The organism is Xanthomonas sp. WCS2018Noco2-27 (assembly GCF_031843525.1).
Classification (GTDB): Bacteria; Pseudomonadota; Gammaproteobacteria; order Xanthomonadales; family Xanthomonadaceae; genus Xanthomonas.
Genome location: NZ_JAVTIK010000004.1, coordinates 57,703 through 73,731, shown reverse-complemented (window position 1 = coordinate 73,731; position 16,029 = coordinate 57,703). Strand labels below are relative to the sequence as shown.

17 protein-coding genes, 1 tRNA gene and 1 other RNA gene are annotated in these 16,029 nt (G+C 63.5%); 11 read left to right on the top strand and 8 right to left on the bottom strand.

Annotated features, from left to right (window positions below):
* Nucleotides 1-287 precede the first annotated feature (287 nt).
* A complete protein-coding gene (locus tag RQH86_RS09415) occupies nt 288-692 on the top strand; it encodes a hypothetical protein (protein ID WP_311238922.1) in 405 nt (134 codons plus the stop codon).
* A gap of 41 nt (nt 693-733) precedes the next feature.
* Here RQH86_RS09415 and RQH86_RS09410 read toward each other — a convergent pair whose 3' ends face one another.
* Both RQH86_RS09410 and RQH86_RS09405 read right to left on the bottom strand, forming a co-directional pair.
* The gene (locus tag RQH86_RS09410; protein ID WP_311238921.1) at nt 734-946 is read right to left on the bottom strand and encodes a hypothetical protein; all 213 of its coding nucleotides are present in this window, start codon (nt 944-946) and stop codon (nt 734-736) included.
* The gene (locus tag RQH86_RS09405) at nt 882-2,138 is read right to left on the bottom strand and encodes an MFS transporter (protein WP_311238920.1); all 1,257 of its coding nucleotides are present in this window, start codon (nt 2,136-2,138) and stop codon (nt 882-884) included. The genes RQH86_RS09410 and RQH86_RS09405 overlap by 65 nt, the downstream gene beginning before the upstream one ends.
* Before the next feature lie 98 nt (nt 2,139-2,236).
* Between RQH86_RS09405 and RQH86_RS09400 the strand changes: the two genes are divergently transcribed.
* On the top strand, nt 2,237-2,683 hold the full coding sequence (locus RQH86_RS09400; protein WP_115562730.1) for a helix-turn-helix domain-containing protein: 447 nt from the start codon (nt 2,237-2,239) through the stop codon (nt 2,681-2,683).
* Between the two features lie 392 nt (nt 2,684-3,075).
* Here the strand turns inward: RQH86_RS09400 and RQH86_RS09395 are convergent.
* Both RQH86_RS09395 and RQH86_RS09390 read right to left on the bottom strand, forming a co-directional pair.
* A tRNA-Gly gene (locus tag RQH86_RS09395) sits at nt 3,076-3,149 on the bottom strand.
* A 116-nt stretch (nt 3,150-3,265) separates the two neighbouring features.
* Entirely contained in the window at nt 3,266-5,050 is a 1,785-nt protein-coding gene (locus tag RQH86_RS09390; protein WP_311238941.1) for an autotransporter domain-containing protein, read from the bottom strand.
* Nucleotides 5,051-5,238: 188 nt separating this feature from the next.
* On the opposite strand from RQH86_RS09390, the gene thiS reads away from it, so the two are divergent.
* The 4 genes from thiS (at nt 5,239) to RQH86_RS09370 (ending at nt 9,250) form a co-directional block, all read left to right on the top strand.
* A complete protein-coding gene (gene thiS / locus RQH86_RS09385) occupies nt 5,239-5,439 on the top strand; it encodes a sulfur carrier protein ThiS (protein WP_055848833.1) in 201 nt (66 codons plus the stop codon).
* A gap of 48 nt (nt 5,440-5,487) precedes the next feature.
* Nucleotides 5,488-6,282: a thiazole synthase gene (locus tag RQH86_RS09380; RefSeq protein ID WP_055848831.1), complete on the top strand. Its 795-nt coding sequence runs from the start codon at nt 5,488-5,490 to the stop codon at nt 6,280-6,282.
* A gap of 254 nt (nt 6,283-6,536) precedes the next feature.
* A complete protein-coding gene (gene trmB / locus RQH86_RS09375) occupies nt 6,537-7,322 on the top strand; it encodes a tRNA (guanosine(46)-N7)-methyltransferase TrmB (protein WP_311238919.1) in 786 nt (261 codons plus the stop codon).
* Between the two features lie 65 nt (nt 7,323-7,387).
* The gene (locus RQH86_RS09370) at nt 7,388-9,250 is read left to right on the top strand and encodes an SLC13 family permease (RefSeq protein ID WP_055848825.1); all 1,863 of its coding nucleotides are present in this window, start codon (nt 7,388-7,390) and stop codon (nt 9,248-9,250) included.
* Between the two features lie 162 nt (nt 9,251-9,412).
* Here RQH86_RS09370 and RQH86_RS09365 read toward each other — a convergent pair whose 3' ends face one another.
* Complete coding sequence (locus tag RQH86_RS09365) at nt 9,413-9,754, bottom strand: Rieske (2Fe-2S) protein (RefSeq protein WP_055850316.1); 342 nt, start codon at nt 9,752-9,754, stop codon at nt 9,413-9,415.
* A 263-nt stretch (nt 9,755-10,017) separates the two neighbouring features.
* On the opposite strand from RQH86_RS09365, the gene RQH86_RS09360 reads away from it, so the two are divergent.
* From RQH86_RS09360 to RQH86_RS09345, 4 genes are all read left to right on the top strand, one after another.
* Nucleotides 10,018-10,293 carry a hypothetical protein gene (locus RQH86_RS09360; RefSeq protein ID WP_104617508.1) on the top strand — a complete coding sequence of 92 codons (276 nt, stop codon included), beginning with the start codon at nt 10,018-10,020 and terminating at the stop codon, nt 10,291-10,293.
* 226 nt (nt 10,294-10,519) lie between these two features.
* The gene (locus RQH86_RS09355) at nt 10,520-11,233 is read left to right on the top strand and encodes a fumarylacetoacetate hydrolase family protein (protein WP_115513714.1); all 714 of its coding nucleotides are present in this window, start codon (nt 10,520-10,522) and stop codon (nt 11,231-11,233) included.
* A 61-nt stretch (nt 11,234-11,294) separates the two neighbouring features.
* A complete protein-coding gene (mscL, locus tag RQH86_RS09350) occupies nt 11,295-11,726 on the top strand; it encodes a large-conductance mechanosensitive channel protein MscL (protein ID WP_055848817.1) in 432 nt (143 codons plus the stop codon).
* Nucleotides 11,727-11,835: 109 nt separating this feature from the next.
* On the top strand, nt 11,836-13,254 hold the full coding sequence (locus tag RQH86_RS09345) for a M20/M25/M40 family metallo-hydrolase (RefSeq protein ID WP_115555101.1): 1,419 nt from the start codon (nt 11,836-11,838) through the stop codon (nt 13,252-13,254).
* Nucleotides 13,255-13,291: 37 nt separating this feature from the next.
* Here the strand turns inward: RQH86_RS09345 and RQH86_RS09340 are convergent.
* Nucleotides 13,292-13,369: non-coding RNA, sX9 sRNA (locus RQH86_RS09340), on the bottom strand.
* Nucleotides 13,370-13,452: 83 nt separating this feature from the next.
* Here RQH86_RS09340 and RQH86_RS09335 point away from each other — a divergent pair.
* Nucleotides 13,453-14,505: a LacI family DNA-binding transcriptional regulator gene (locus RQH86_RS09335; RefSeq protein ID WP_311238918.1), complete on the top strand. Its 1,053-nt coding sequence runs from the start codon at nt 13,453-13,455 to the stop codon at nt 14,503-14,505.
* A 155-nt stretch (nt 14,506-14,660) separates the two neighbouring features.
* Here RQH86_RS09335 and RQH86_RS09330 read toward each other — a convergent pair whose 3' ends face one another.
* Both RQH86_RS09330 and RQH86_RS09325 read right to left on the bottom strand, forming a co-directional pair.
* Nucleotides 14,661-15,701 carry a cytochrome P450 gene (locus RQH86_RS09330; RefSeq protein WP_311238917.1) on the bottom strand — a complete coding sequence of 347 codons (1,041 nt, stop codon included), beginning with the start codon at nt 15,699-15,701 and terminating at the stop codon, nt 14,661-14,663.
* A gap of 117 nt (nt 15,702-15,818) precedes the next feature.
* A complete protein-coding gene (locus RQH86_RS09325; RefSeq protein WP_064629343.1) occupies nt 15,819-15,908 on the bottom strand; it encodes a tryptorubin family RiPP precursor in 90 nt (29 codons plus the stop codon).
* Nucleotides 15,909-16,029: the final 121 nt, after the last annotated feature.

Sequence of the window (16,029 nt, the reverse complement as noted above, 5' to 3'; positions counted from 1 at the left end):
GATGTTTTCAGTGGACGAGACATCGCGATACTAGCGGACACCGTGCCTGGTAACTCGATAACAACGTGTCCCTGAACTTGGGCACCCTGCAAAGCGACCAAACCATTGAGGTCAACGCGCAGCTTGCAACATTGAACACGCCTGGCGGACGATGAGTTCAAGCACTCCATGTAATGCCCCTCCTGATTCCGAGCGGCGCGCTAAGTGGAGTTCTATTGCCCTACCCCGCAGATGACGATCCAGGGCAGGCGTCTTCGTCTCCAAGCCACGTGAGCAGGAACATCGCCATGAAACATAGTCGCCCCCTTCGCGCTTTGACCTTTGCACCACTGCTTGTCCTCTCACTTGCTGGGTGCATGACGTCCGGCGCCGGCACCAGCCACCCCGTTGAAGGGCCTGTGCGGCTGGGAGAGATTGCAGCTGTCGATGGTCCCAGGGTGCGTCCCGACCGCGTCATTGAGGACAGCCGTTGCCCGGCCAACGTTCAATGCATCCACGCTGGACGGATGATTGTCAGGGCGACCGTGTTTGGCGGCGGCTGGTCCACGCAGGTCGACCTTACGTTGGGTATTCCCGTCCCTGTGGCCGATGGCATGCTGACGCTAGTGGACGCGACCCCTGTGCCCATTGGTGGGAAGGCCGTCCCAGCATCCGTTGCTCGTTTCACATTCAAATTTCAGGGCGGCCGTTAGACAAGCTTAGTCAACTGTCAGCGCCTTGTACGTTTTCGCTTTTAGCTTGGTTTGTCAGTGCTGGTGAGCCCGTGCCAAGCCAAGATCACGTCGAGACATCGTCCGGCGAACTCAGCATCTTTCGACATGCGTGCTCCCGATTCAATGCGCTGCTCCATGCCCGCGAACGTGCGCAAGAAATGGCCCCGATCAGGACTCGACGCCCGCAATGTTGGTATCGCCCCACCTTGTCGCCCACCAGAACAGCAGTGCAAAAAGACTGACTGCCGCGCCTAGCACGCACACACCCTGCCAACCTGCTCGGGCATAGGTGACCGTCGCGCCGATTGCACCCAGTCCGCTGCCGACGGCATAGAACAGCATGTTGAGGCCAACCAACCGACTGTGCGCCTCTGGCCTGGTGCGGAAGATCAAGCTTTGGTTCGTGACATGTAGCGCTTGCCCGCCCAAGTCGAGCAGCACGATGCCAATCACCAGCGCCCACAATGACCACTCCATCAGCGACAGCGGCCACCAAGCCAGCAGCAGCACTGTGAGCGCTACTGCACTGGTGCGCTGCGCATGGCCCTGATCCGCCCATTGTCCAGCGCGCGCAGCGACCAAGGCACCTGCCACACCAACCAGACCGAATGCACCGATGACCGTATGAGAGAAGCGGTAAGGCGGCATGCTCAACGGCAGCACCAGCGCGCTCCAGAAGATGTTGAATGCGGCGAACATCAACAGCGCCAGCATGCCGCGCACTTGCAAGATCTTTTCCCGGCGCAGCAGCGTCAGCATCGAAGCGATCAAACGCGGGTACGTCATCGTCTGGGACGTCGACGGCAAAGCTGGCAGCGACCGCCACACCGGAAGTGCAATCGCAACCATCAGCAAAGCTGCGCAGAAATACACCCCGCGCCAGCCTGCCAAATCGCTTACGCCACCGGCAAACACCCGCGCCAACAACAGGCCAATGAACACACCGCCTTGCGCTGCGCCGACCACGCGGCCCCGTTCATGGGGCGCGGCGGCAGTGGCCGCATAGGCAATCAGTCCCTGCGTCATCGCTGTGCCCAATAAGCCTACGGCGAGCATGCCTACCAGCAGTGCAGGCGCAGATCGCGCCATGATCACAACCGCAAGTGCGATCACCAGCGCCAGGAGCTGCATCGACATCAGGCGACGACGATTCACCAAGTCGCCTAGCGGCACCAGCAGCAACAATGCCAGCGCACAACCGATTTGAGTGGCTGTAATGACCCCGCCAATCGCCGCATAGCTGATGCCAAAATCTCTGGCCAGCGCGTCAAGCAGCGGCTGAGCGTAATAGACATTTGCCACGCTCAGTCCGCTTGCGACAGCAAACAAACGAACCAAGTGGCGGGGCATGTTCGCAGACGGAACCGTTGAACAGCCGAGTGACGTTAGCGGTGATGCAGAAGAAATGCCCGTGGTTTCGGCCACATTCACTCCAGTTGCAAATCAAGACTACTTGAATGCTAGGCAATCCGGTTTTAAAGTGCAACCTGATTGATCCACTGTTGATCAGCCGCGGAGACGCTATGCCACCCCGAAAACGCTTTGGTGACGAACACTGCCCGGTTGCACGTTCGGTTGATCTCATCGGAGATCGATGGGCGCTACTGATCGTGCGCGATGCCTTCGATGGTGTTTGCCGCTTCGGCGATTTCCAGCGCAGCTTGGGTGCGGCGCGCAACATCCTGTCCGATCGGCTGCGCAAGCTGGTCGATGCGGGCATCCTTGAAATGCAAGATGCATCTGACGGCACGGCTTATCAGCAATACGTGCTAACAGCACAGGGAGAAAACCTGTTCCCCGTCGTGGTGGCACTGCGACAGTGGGGCGAAGACCACCTGTTTGAGCAAGGCGAACGTCATTCGGTGCTGATCGACAAGCGCACGGGCAAGAAGGTTCCACGCATGACGCTCCAGGCAAAAGACGGCTCTACGCTGCTGCCTGTTTCTACCCAGGTTCGTAAAATAATCTGAGGAAAATTTCGATTGCGAAAATTTTCTTCGATGAAGATGAAATATTCGCCCCATGTCTCCGACGTTAAAAAGGCGAGATTTGCAGGGCTTTTTAAATGTCACGTTCAAACGCCAATCATCGCGCCTGTAAGCACGATTACTCGTTTGGCCATCGTCGATCTGGGGCGCTTACGCCCGCGATGATCTCCCAACGATCGGGCAAGATAGCGCGAGCCAATCAGGGCTCGAAGATCGGTGGGAACAAAGAGGAAAGAAGCGCGCAGACAGACAAGCCGAGCGCGAGATCATCAGAGGCTTGGGCAAGGTTGATGCCTCAAGGGGCATCGCCCGGAATCATCAATCGGCCGGAGCATCCAACCCAGTCAGGCACTTAGAGACTTGGCGGAAGCAGTTGGAGCGGGCGAAGGGAATCGAACCCTCGTCAGTAGCTTGGGAAGCTACAGCTCTACCATTGAGCTACGCCCGCTTGGCGTGGGGAGAGTTTAGGCGGGTGCAGGTGTCTGGCGCAATGCGCAGATGTGACGAAGGCCGGTTGCCCGGCCCTCGTCTCTTACCTCAGTGCTGCCAAGCCAGTCGGCGCACTCAGAAATTGCCGCTGAAGTTCACGAACAAGGTGGCGTCGCGGGCGCTGCGCTGAGCGGTAGTGGTGCTCAGGCCCACGTTGCTCTGCAAACCCCACAGGCCGGTGCGCGCGCCCAGCACCACAGTGGCGTAGTTGCGGTCGAAGTTCTGGCCCGGCACGGTGTACATGCCCACTTCCGGCATCGACTGCAGCCAGGCGCTGGCTTCGCCGCCGTCCTTGAACTCGTGGTCGTAGGTCGCCTGCACGTACGGCTTGACCGCCGCGCCGTCCAGGCGCACCTGGAAGCCGATACGGCCGACCAGCGAGTCGATATCCTGGTCGGCATACCCCAGTGCGGTGGAGCTCTCGTTGCTTTCGGTGTAGCCGTCGAGCTTGAGCTTCTGCCAGGTCAGGCCGACCACCGGGCCGTACTTGACGTTGCCTTCGCCCAGCGAATAGCCGGCGTTGACGGCGGCGGTCAGGTTGCTGCCGTCCGGCGAGCCGCTGTGCACACGCGTGGCTGGCCCGAGCTGGACTTCGCGGTCGACGTCGTAGCTCAGCCAGCTGTAGCTGACCTGCGCGTTGACCCACACCGGGCCGGTGTACCAGCCGAAGAAGCCGCCCAGGGTGGTGTCGTCCTGCTTGAAGCTGCCGTTACGGTTGCCGAAGTCGGCGTCCATGCGGCCGAAGCCGGCAAAGCCGCCGAAGACCATGTCGCCAGCGCTCCAATCCACGCCGAACAGGCCGGCCGGCGCCATGCCGTCGTACAGATCGGCGTGATCGTAGCGCTGCATGTCGCCGCGCACGCTGCCCCACCAGCGCAGACCATCCGCGTCCGGCTTGCCGTCCAGATGCCAAGCCACCTGGTCGGCACGCGCGCGGCCGCCGGCCTGCGCCGAATGGGTCAGCACCTGCTGCAGACGCGGCGCTTCCAGCAGCGAGATCGCGTACTGGCCCAGGATCTGATGGACCGCGGTGGTCGGGTGGATGCCGTCGGCGAACACATAGGTGTTCTGCGCGTTGGCCGCGACCAGGCTGGTCGGGTTGCACGCAGGCAGCGGCACGGCCGGGTTGCAGGCGGTGTTGGTGACGTTGCTGAAGCCGAAGGTGCCCGGTGCGGCGACGATTTCCTGCAGCATGTGGAAGGTGTCGACCGGGATCACACGCAGGCCGGCCGACTGCAGGCCGTTGAACAGCGCGGTGTTGTACGCGGTCGCAGCGCCAGTGCCCTGGGCCATTGCGACGGCGCCGCCAGCGCGGAAGCGCGGGGTGATACCGACGTCCGGAATGGTCGGCACCATGACGTAACGCGCGCCGGCATTCTGCAAGGTCGCCACGGCGCCGACCTGAGCGGTCACTGCACTGCCGATGATGGCCTGCGCCTGTGCCGGCGCGGCGGCAGCGGCGAGCAGATCGTTGGCGCCGCCCCACACGGTGTAGAGCGCATTCGGGTTGGCGCGGCCGCCGTTGGCGGTGAGGTAGGTGTTGATCTGGCTGGTCACCGACGGTGCGGCGCCGAGCGCGCTGACCGAGCTGGCCTGGATGCGCGCGCCGCCGGCAGCGTAGTTGTCGCCGGTCTGGCCGTTGCCGTTGGGCGCAGCGTTGGTGCCGAAGTGGTCGCCGACATACTCGGCCCACACCCAACCCGGGTTGGTGGTGAACTTACCGGTGACTGCGCGCGAGGCGGCCGGCAGCAGCGGGTTGTAGTAGCCGCTGTCGGTAAGGCTGTCGCCGAAGAAGACGGTCTGGTCGAAGGCCGACTCGGCCATGGCCGGGGTGGCCGCGATAGCGATGGCAACGGCCATCAGGGAGCGGATCGGGCGAAGTGTTGAAGCCATGGGAGTGCCTGCTTGAAAGTGGATGGGACCGGACCGGGCTGCATACGTACGCCGGCGAATGGCAATGGTTTCACCCTCGCCGCCTGCGCTCACGCTGCACCGCCGCATAACGCAAAAACGCGCGTCCTGACGGCGCGCGATGCCACAATGATGACATGAACATTCAACTCAACGGCAGCCCGCGCACGCTTCCCGATCACCTGCCGCTCGCGGCCCTGCTGGACCAGGAGGGCTTGGCACAGCGACGTGTGGCAGTGGAGGTCAATGGCGAAATCGTGTCGCGCGGACGTCATGCCGAACATGCGTTGCGCGAGGGCGATGTGGTGGAGATCGTGCACGCATTGGGTGGCGGTTGATGCCCTGCGCGGGCGGCGCATCCGCGCCCGATCGGTGATAATTGCCGGATGACGAATCCCGCCCCCTCTGATGCGCTGGTCATCGCCGGCAAACGCTACCGTTCGCGCCTGTTGACAGGCACTGGCAAGTTCAAGGATCTGGACGAAACCCGCCTGGCCACCGAGGCCGCTGCCGCCGAAATCGTGACCGTGGCGATCCGCCGCGTGAACATCGGCCAGGACCCGAATGCGCCCAGCCTGCTCGACGTGCTGCCGCCGGATCGCTACACGCTGTTGCCCAACACCGCCGGCTGCTACACCGCCGAAGACGCGGTACGCACCTGCCGGCTCGCCCGCGAGCTGCTCGACGGCCACAACCTCACCAAGCTGGAAGTGCTGGGCGACGCGCGCACGCTGTACCCGGACGTGGTGCAGACGCTCAAGGCCGCCGAGCAGTTGGTGGCCGATGGCTTCGAGGTGATGGTCTATACCTCCGACGACCCGATCCTGGCCAAGCGCCTGGAAGAGATCGGCTGCGTGGCGGTGATGCCGCTGGCGGCGCCGATCGGCTCGGGCCTGGGCATCCAGAACAAGTACAACCTGCTGGAAATCATCGAAAACGCCAAGGTGCCGATCATTGTCGATGCCGGCGTGGGCACGGCATCGGACGCGGCGATTGCAATGGAGCTGGGCTGCGACGGCGTGTTGATGAATACCGCCATTGCCGGTGCGCGCGATCCGATCCTGATGGCCAGCGCGATGCGCAAGGCGATCGAGGCCGGGCGCGAGGCGTTTCTGGCAGGGCGGATTCCGCGCAAGCGCTATGCCTCGGCGTCGAGCCCGGTCGATGGTGTGATCGGATGAGTGGGTGTGCTGCGTTGATATTGCAGTCGATGCGCAGTGATTGGCCGTGTGACGTGCCGGATGTTGCCGCTGCTGGATCGCGCGTTGCTGCGAGTGCCCTCGGCACGCCGTACCCTCACCCCAACCCCCGCTCCGCGCCCCGGCCCGCGCCTGCATCGCGGGCGCTCCTATGCACGCGCGCCTACGGCGCGCAAGCTGTGCCTCCTCGCCCCGACGGGAGAGAGGCTTTTGTTTTCCGATGTGACTGACATTTCATGACCGACCCGTTTACCAGCGACGGCGCCAAGATGCCGCCCAAGCCCTTCACCATCGAAGAAGGGCGCCGCCAGGTGCGTAGCTTCGTGCTGCGCCAGGGCCGCTTCACGCCCGCGCAGCAGCGCGCCTTCGACGAGTTGTGGCCGCGCTTTGGGCTGGATTACACCGGGGAGCGTCGCGACCTGGATGCCGCGTTCGGCCGTCCCTCGCCCAAGGTGCTGGAAATCGGCTTCGGCAACGGCGCCGCGTTGCGCTTTGCCGCGCGGCACGACCCCAGCCGCGACTACATCGGTATCGAAGTACATGCGCCAGGCGTCGGCCGGCTGCTCAATGCGCTGCACGATGACGGCGGCACGCATGTGCGTCTGTATCACCACGATGCGGTGGAAGTGCTCGAGCACGAGATTGCCGATGGCGCGCTGGATGAAGTGCGCATCTACTTCCCCGATCCGTGGCACAAAAAACGCCACAACAAGCGTCGCCTGATCCAGCCGGCCTTCGCACAATTATTGGTGCGCAAGCTGCGCGAGGGCGGCCGTTTGCATGCCGCCACCGATTGGGCCGACTACGCCGAACAGATGTGGGACGTCCTCGATGCCACACCGGGTCTGGTCAACCGCGCCGGTCCGCGCGGCCACGTCGAACGCCCCGCCTGGCGCCCGCAAACCCACTTCGAAACCCGCGGCCAGAAACTCGGCCACGGCGTCTGGGATCTGCTCTACGACCGGGAATCGGGAATAGGGAATAGGGAATCGCCAGGGCACACGCCAGCGGCGCCCGGATAACTTGCCAGCGTCAGCGCCTCCGCTTTTTCCATTCCCCATTCCCGACTCCCCATTCCCGGCCCCCAATGGATACCGCGCTGACACTGACCAACGATATGAAGCTCGTCCTCGGGCTGGTCGGTTTCACGATGGCGATGTTTCTGTTCGAGCGCATCCGCGCCGATGTGGTGGCCTTGATCGTGCTGGTGGTGCTGGGCGTCACCGGGCTGGTGGCGCCGGAAGAACTGTTCGGCGGCTTTTCCGGTAATGCGGTGATGAGCATCATCGCCACCACCATTCTTGGCGCGGGGCTGGAACGCACCGGCGCCTTGAACCGGTTGGCGACCTGGCTGCTGCGGCGTTCGCACGGCAGCGAGCAGCGCTTGATGATGATGACGCTGGCCATCTCCGGCTTGAACTCATCGTTCATGCAGAACCCCTCGGTGATGGCCTTGTATCTGCCGGTGGCTTCGCGGCTGGCGGCGCGCACCGGGCTGACCCTGCAACGCATGTTGTTGCCCATCGCTGCTGCCATCGTGATGGGCGGCGCGCTCACCATGGTGGGCAATTCGCCGTTGATCCTGCTCAACGATCTGTTGGTCTCGGCCAACAACAACCTGCCCTCGGGCATGGCCAGCATCGAGCCGTTGACGATGTTCGCGCCCTTGCCGATCGGCCTGGCCTTGCTGATCGCCGCACTGCTGTACTTCCGCTTCTACGGCGATCGCAAGCTGATCGAAGAGGAACGCCTGATCAACGAAGGCGTCACGCCGTCGCGCACCGAAAGCTATTTCGCCAAGACCTACGGCATCGATGGCGACGTGTTCGAGCTCACCGTGACCGCCGAGAGCCCGCTGGTCGGCATGACCCTGGGCGAAGCCGAAGCCATTCACGACGCGCCGCTGCTGCTGGCCCTGAAGACCGGCAACGACACCCGCCTGGCGCCGCCGGCGGACATGCGTATCTGGGTCGGCAGCGTGCTGGGTGCGATGGGCCAACGCCAGGAGGTCGCCGATTTTGCGCAGAACCACTTCCTGCGCATGTCCTCGCGGCTGCGTAACCTGGGCGATCTGTTCAACCCCAGCCTTGCGGGTATTTCCGAAGCGGTGATTCCGCCCAACTCGCGCCTGATCGGCAAGAGCGCCGGCGAACTGCGCTTGCGCAAGCAGAGCGGCATCAGCCTGCTGGCGATCAACCGCGACAAGCAGGTGATCCGCGAAGACGTACGCAACGTGCCGCTGCGTGCCGGCGACATGCTGGTGTTCCACAGCATCTGGCAGGACTTGGCGCAGGCGGCGGAAAGCCGCGACTTCGTGCCGGTCACCGACTTTCCCAAGGGCGAGCAGCGTCCGCACAAGTTCAAGATCGCGATGGCGATCTTCGCCTTCACCATCCTGATCGCGCTGACCTCGCGCCTGCCGGTGGCGCTGACGCTGATGACCGGTGTGGCCTGCATGCTGGTCAGCGGCGTGCTGCGCATGGACGAGGCTTATGCGTCGATCAACTGGAAGACCATCTTCATGATGGCCGGCTTGATTCCGCTCGGCTGGGCGATGGACAGCAGCGGCACCGCCGCCTGGGTGGCCGGCCACACCATCGACCGGCTGCCCGAAGGTGTGCCGGTGTGGGCGCTGGAAATCAGCCTGGCGTTGTTGACCACGGCATTTTCGTTGGTGATCAGCCACGTCGGCGCGACCATCGTGATGGTGCCGATCGCGGTCAATCTGGCGCTGGCGGCCAACGGCAACCCCACTGCGTTCGCACTAATCGTGGCGTTGTCGGCGTCCAACAATCTGATGACCGCCTCCAACCCGGTGATCTCGATGGTGGCCGGCCCGGCCAACTATCAACCGCGCGAGTTGTGGCGCGTGGGTGCACCGCTGTCGCTGATCTACATCGTGGTGATGGTGTCGATGATCAATCTGATGTTCTGGTGGGCGGCGCGCTGAAGGTTGGCGCGTTGCGGGTTAACGATCTAACCGCGTGTGCCGGCATCGACTGCCACGCTGCGCACACACCAACCTGCCTGCAATGAAAAGCCGTCGATCTGCATCGCAGCAGGCACCGGCCGCGTCCGCTATCGGGCTGCGGCGCGACCGCGTTGTCGGCGGTTATCCGAGCAGCACGTGCTCGCCGTCGATGCGTACCGGCACTGCCACCAACGATTGACCACGACAGGGGCCGCTGATGCATTCGCCCGCAACGAGCTCGAACGCGGCGCCGTGCGCAGCGCAGACCAGATGGCCGTCCTTGGTCTTGAGGAACTGACCCGGCGCCCAATCCAGCCTGCGTCCGGCATGCGGGCAGACGTTCAACCACGCACGCACCTGCGCACCCTCGCGATACAGCACCAGCGACTCCGGGCCGTCTTCCCACGCGGCTTCCACTTCCAGAAATCCGGCATCGGGAATCTGCGCCAAGCTGGCGAGCGTGGTCGGTGAGGACGATGGCATGGGTAACGACTGCGCAAGAACGATCGTCAATTGTGGCATGCGCCCGCACCGCTGCTGCGCGAGGCGCAACGCCGTGTCGATGACCGCGCCACCTGCGAGCTGACCAGGTAGCGATGGCAATCCGGGCACGACCGCAGCCCCCGTCCAGCACATACAACGTGATGGATTTAACAAAACGCCCATCGAATTAACGAACTTTTCACTCAATGACATGAAACCGCAACGATACTGCGCGCTTGTTTCCTGCCCGGCAGACCACCGCCATGCCTGCACGTATCTTCCAATTCGGCAACCTCCATCACCTGTTTGCGCCACGCAAACCGCGCCACCCGTTGGTGCGCGTTGCGGCGGGTCTCGCCGGCCTGGTGATCCTTGCGGTGCTGATCTTCTTCAGTGTGTTCGTCGGCGCGGCAATGATTCTGGGCGGCGTCGCCTGGAAACTGTTGAGCAAGTCGAACCGACGCACGCCGCAGCAAGCGCGCGTGGTCGAGGCCGAATACCGCGTTGTGCGCAAACCCGCGTTGCCGATGTCGCACTGAGCGCGTTGCGCTTGTGCGGCACACCCGACGCTCCTAGTAGCGGGTTCCACATCGTCGACACATTGAATCGGCATGTCTGCAGGCATGCCGATGTGCGTTTTGGGTTGCCGATCGGCCGACGAGGTTGAGCTGCGAACGGGTGCTTTGCCGCTCACTTCAGCACTGAAGGTTCCGTCGTACACGGCCAAGCGGCTAGACTCACGCGTCCCGTTCCGAGGATGCGTGCATGACTGACGATGTGATTCCCGCTGCCGATGTTCCGCGCATTCCGGTGGTGGGTGGCGGCAACTTTCCGGTGCACCGCATCTACTGCGTAGGCCGTAACTTTGCCGATCACGCGCGCGAGATGGGCGCAACCGCGCCAGCGTCCAAGGCCGAGCGTGGCCAGCCGACCTTTTTCATGAAGCCTGCCGACGCCATCGTGGTAGGTCACGGCGACCAGATCCCCTACCCGCCCGGCACCAAGGAGCTGCACCACGAAGTGGAGCTGGTGGTGGCGCTGGGGAGCGATGCGCCAGCTGGTGAGTTGCCCGTGGATCAAGCCGAAGGCCTGATCTATGGCTATGGCGTGGGTCTGGATCTGACCCGTCGCGACCTACAGGCCGCGGCCAAGGCCAAGGGCCTGCCGTGGGACACCGCCAAGGGCTTCGATCATTCCGCACCGATCAGCGAGTTGGTGCACGCCGGCGAAGTGGGTGCACTGGATGCGTTGAACCTGTCGCTGGAAGTCAACGGACAGGTACGTCAGCAATCGTTGCTGGATCAGATGATCTGGAACGTGCCGGAAATTCTGCATGAGCTATCCAAGCTGTATGCACTGCGCGCAGGCGATCTGATCTTCATGGGTACACCGGCCGGTGTCGGTCCGTTGCTGCCGGGCGATCAGTTCAGTGCGCGCCTGGAAAATGTGGCCGAACGCCACGGCATCATCGCGGGCTGACATCGGCCGGGCTAGGATCGGCACAGCGGCAGTCGGTCCGCGTCCGCCTCTGGAGTGCGTTATGGGAATGGTCAGCGAATTCAAGCAATTCGCGATGCGCGGCAACGTCGTCGATCTTGCGGTCGGTGTGGTCATCGGCGCGGCGTTCGGCAAGATCGTCACCGCGCTGGTGGAAAAAATCATCATGCCGCCGATCGGCTGGGCCATCGGCAATGTGGATTTTTCGCGGTTGGCGTGGGTGCTCAAACCCGCCGGCGTCGATGCCACCGGCAAGGACATTCCCGCCGTGGCGATCGGCTATGGCGACTTCATCAACACCGTCGTGCAGTTCGTGATCATTGCCTTCGCGATCTTTCTGGTGGTCAAGCTGATCAATCGCCTCACCCAGCGCAAGCCGGACGCTCCCAAAGGCCCGAGCGAAGAAGTGCTGTTGCTGCGCGAGATTCGCGACTCGCTGAAAAACGACACGCTCAAGCCGCCGAGCACCTTGTAAGCGGACACATCCAGCGCATGCTTCGCGCACAAGGATGACTTTTCGCACGCAGATGGGGGACCTGCCGCTGATAAGCTCGGGGTCCCCCTTGTCGTTGGAGCCGCCCTGCATGCGTCGCCTCGCTGTTGCCATCTCCGCCCTGCTCGCCTGTTCCCCCGCGCTTGCCGCACAGACCACCCTTGCCGACAGCGCGCTGCGCACCGCTGCGCAGTTGCGCGAGCAGGCCCTGGCCGACACCACCGGCTTTGCAGTGGTGGAATCGCTCACCACCGAAGTGGGTCCGCGCATTGCCGGTGGCGACGCCGATCCGCGCGCGGTGGCGTGGGCCAAAGCCAAATTCCAGTCGCTGGGTTTCGACAAGGTGTGGACCGAGCCGGTGACCTTTCCCAAGTGGGAACGTCGTAGCGAACACGCTGCGGTGCTGGGTGCACACGCGCAACCGTTGACCATCACCGCATTGGGCGGCAGCCCGGGTGGCAGCGTCGAAGGTGAGGTAGTGCGCTTCGACACCCTGGCCGCGCTGCAGGCAGCGCCTGCAGGATCGCTGACCGGCAAGATCGCGTTTGTCGATTATCAGATGGTCAAGGCGCGCGATGGCAAGGACTACGGCAATGGCGGCGCGGTGCGCAGCAAGGGCCCGTCCGAGGCGATTCGCAAGGGCGCGATTGGCTTTGTGATGCGCTCGGCCGGCACCGATTCGCATCGCGTGCCGCACACCGGCATCACCCGGTTCGATGAGGGCCTGACGCCGGTACCCGCCGCCGCCTTGTCGGTACCCGATGCCAACCAGCTGGCACGTCTTGCCGCGTTGGGCACCACGCGTATCCGGCTGGCGCTGGATTGCGGTTGGGACGGCACCGCGACCTCGTACAACGTGATCGGTGAGATCACCGGGCGCAGCAAGCCCAAAGAAGTGGTGGTGATCGGCGGGCATCTGGATTCCTGGGATCTGGGCACCGGTGCGATCGACGATGGCGCCGGCGTGGCCATCACCATGGCCGCCGGGCATTTGATCGGGCAGCTCAAGCAGGCACCCAAGCGCAGCATCCGCGTGGTGGCCTTCGCCAACGAAGAACAAGGGCTTTATGGCGGCAAGGCTTATGCGGCCGCGCACGGCAAGAATGCCAAGGACATGGCGCTGCATCAGATCGGCGCGGAGAGCGACTTCGGTGCCGGGCGCATCTATGCATTCAACACCGGCTCGGCTGCGCCGGAAGCGTCGCGCGCAGCAACCAAGCAGATTGCCGAGGTGCTGGCACCGCTCGGCATCGCGTATGAGCCGAGCAAGGGCGGCCCCGGCCCGGATGTCGGCCCGATCTCTGCCAAGGGTGGCGCGTGGGCATGGCTGGCGCAGGACGGCACCGACTACTTCGACCTGCACCACACCGCCGACGACACGCTGGACAAGATCGACCCGAAGGCGCTCGCGCAGAATGTCGCCGCCTACACCGTGTTTGCGTATCTGGCGGCCGAAGCCGATGGCGATTTCGGCAGCCGCGCGAAAGTTGTGCAACCGCCGAACGAGTAGTCTGGCAACGCAGCGCTGCGAACGCGTTTTTTAAAGCGGCTAGCAAAAACGTAGCGAGCGGTCGTCAGATGGGGGTGGGCGGCGCGGAGGAACCGGTGTGTACAAGTTGGTACATGCCTTACCGAGCACCGGCCGCGCCCGCCTGGTGGCCGCGCAGTCCTTTTGTTAGCTGCTCTTACTCCAGGACGAGCACACACGATGGCGGTCAAGCGGCAACTTAGTGCGAACACCGCGGCAACGTTGCTGGATGTCGCCAAACATGCCGGCGTCTCGCCGATGACTGCCTCGCGCGTCATCAACCGGCACCCGCATGTCGGACAGGACATGCGGGTGCGCGTGGAAGCCTCGGTACAAGCCTTGGGTTACCGGCCCAATCTTGCCGGCCGCTCGCTGCGCACCAGCGGGCTATTGCGTATCGGCGTGCTGTACAGCAACCCCAGCGCCGCGTATCTCAATCAATTCATGCTCGGGCTGCTGGAGCAAAGCAGTCTCAACGGCAGCCAGGTGCTGGTGGAAAAATGCGGCGCCATCCGTAGCCAGCGCGCAGCGACCGAACGCTTGCTCGCGGCCGGCGTTGACGGCGTGATCCTGCCGCCACCGTTGTGCGATTCGCGTCAGACCATCAGCGAACTGGATGCACGCGGCATCCCGGTGGTGGCGGTAGCCAGCGGCGCGCCGATGGCGCAAATCAGCTCGGTGCGCATCGATGACTATCAGGCCGCGCGCGCCATCGTCGCGCATCTGATCGAACTCGGGCACCGCCGCATCGCGCTGATCAAGGGCGACCCCAAACACACACCGAGCGCGCTGCGCGCCAACGGCTATCTCGACAGTTTGCAGGCTGCAGGATTGGAGATTACAGAGACCCTGATCGCCGACGGATTGTTTACCTATCACTCGGGATTGCTCGCCGCGCGCAGCCTGCTGGCACACCCCAAACCACCGACGGCGATTTTCTGCAGCAACGACGACATGGCGGCTGCCGCGGTTGCGGTCGCGCATGGACTTGGCTTGCGTGTGCCCGAAGATGTTTCGGTGGCCGGTTTCGACGACACGCCGGTTGCAACCACCATCTGGCCAGAACTCACCACCGTGCATCAACCGGTGACCGCGATGGGACGCGCGGCAGTGTCCTTGCTTGCAGATGCGATTCGTCAGCGGCGCAAGGGCGATGCCGCGCAGGGCGTGCATCAGGTGATGAAGTACACCCTGGTCAAGCGCGGCTCGACGGCTGGGCCGCCGCGAGAATGACACGCTGAAGCGCGAACCTGGAGCGGTTGGGCTGACGCTGGATGCTGCGAGCGTGGCGTGTGCGTGTGCGCGCTATCGGCAGCACCTTTCGGGTGTCTGACCCGTGCCACTGCAATGCGCTCGCTGCGGCGTGCACCCAGGCGAGTTGCATAACGCTAGCAACGCACGACATCGACCTCAGACACACCGAGCAGCCCCGCCAACGGCACCTGCGCCTGGCGCTGCCGTGGGCTGACAGCCAATCCCTGACGGCGCACGCTGTCCAATAACTGCTCGGCCAGGGGCATCACCATGTGCCTGCCCCAACAGCGTTCCGACGCGTGCCCGAACGGGAGATAGCCGGGCTGCTGATCGGGATCCAGCTGGTCCCAGCGCTCCGGACGAAATTCATCGGGTGCATCCCACAGCGCAGGATCGCGGTGGCTTAGGAGTGGCAATACCAACACATCGTCTTGCACACCGATGCGGGGATCGAGTAGCGGATACTCCGGCGATGCGTTGCGCAAGATGTTCCAGGAGGGCGGCAACAGACGCAGCGATTCGTAGATGATGTTTCGGCTTGAACTGGCAGGATCGACGGGCGATCCCAGCCACAGTGCGTTGGCGACCAACGTGGAAATAGTGAAGCACACCGGCGCGGCGGTTCGTCGATACAAGCCCATGGCGAAGCGGCGCGCATCGTAGCCGTCTGCGGCAGCAGTCACTGTCGCAAGCGCCGACGCGTTGGCCTGCAGTGTGAGCGGCCTGATTGCGCTTGCCGCGATAAGCGCCCAGGTCAACTTGGGTGTCAGCTCCAGGCTGCGGTCCATCAACAGACGCAGGCGCAGCGGGTCGCCACCCAGCAGCAGATCGCGCAGATACACGTGCCCTACATGCGGCCATGGGCCGGACAGATCCACGTCTACGTCGATGGGGCGCTTCAATGCCTCGCGTACATCGCGCCCGATGGCCTGCATCAGTTTGGAAGCATGCGTGCGTGCGATCGATTGCCCTTGCAGCGGCTTGAAGGTCGGCCGCTCACCTTCGGTTGCCAGACGTGCAGCCAGCAACCGATGCGTCAACAGCGGCCCGGCAACACCGACGGTATCCCCATCCAGCCGAAACACCTCCTTGCCCATGTGCTCACGCAGCAGCGCCAGCAAACGCGGCGCGAACACGGTCGTCCTGTCCAAGCCTGCGTTACTGATTGAAGACATGACGATCGCCTTGTGCTCGTTGACGCCCGCGTCCGGCAAAACGCTTACCTCGCGCGGGCGAGCATGACCAACATCACACTGAGAACACGGCGGTTTTTACCGCGCTTGTCAGTGCGCTCAGTACCAGATGTACCAAGCGTAGGACTTCAGACTTTTCTTGGAAGCCAACAGGTTTTTGAGCGAGAACAGCATCTTCATGAGCGACATCCTGTTTGGGGAGTGGTTTGCCCTGATGGGCGTTCGCACAATCGGTCAAGCGTGACGCGAGCGACCATGGTGACGCTCGCCACACCAAGCTACGCCCCGAGATCAGGGAAGAACATTGCGT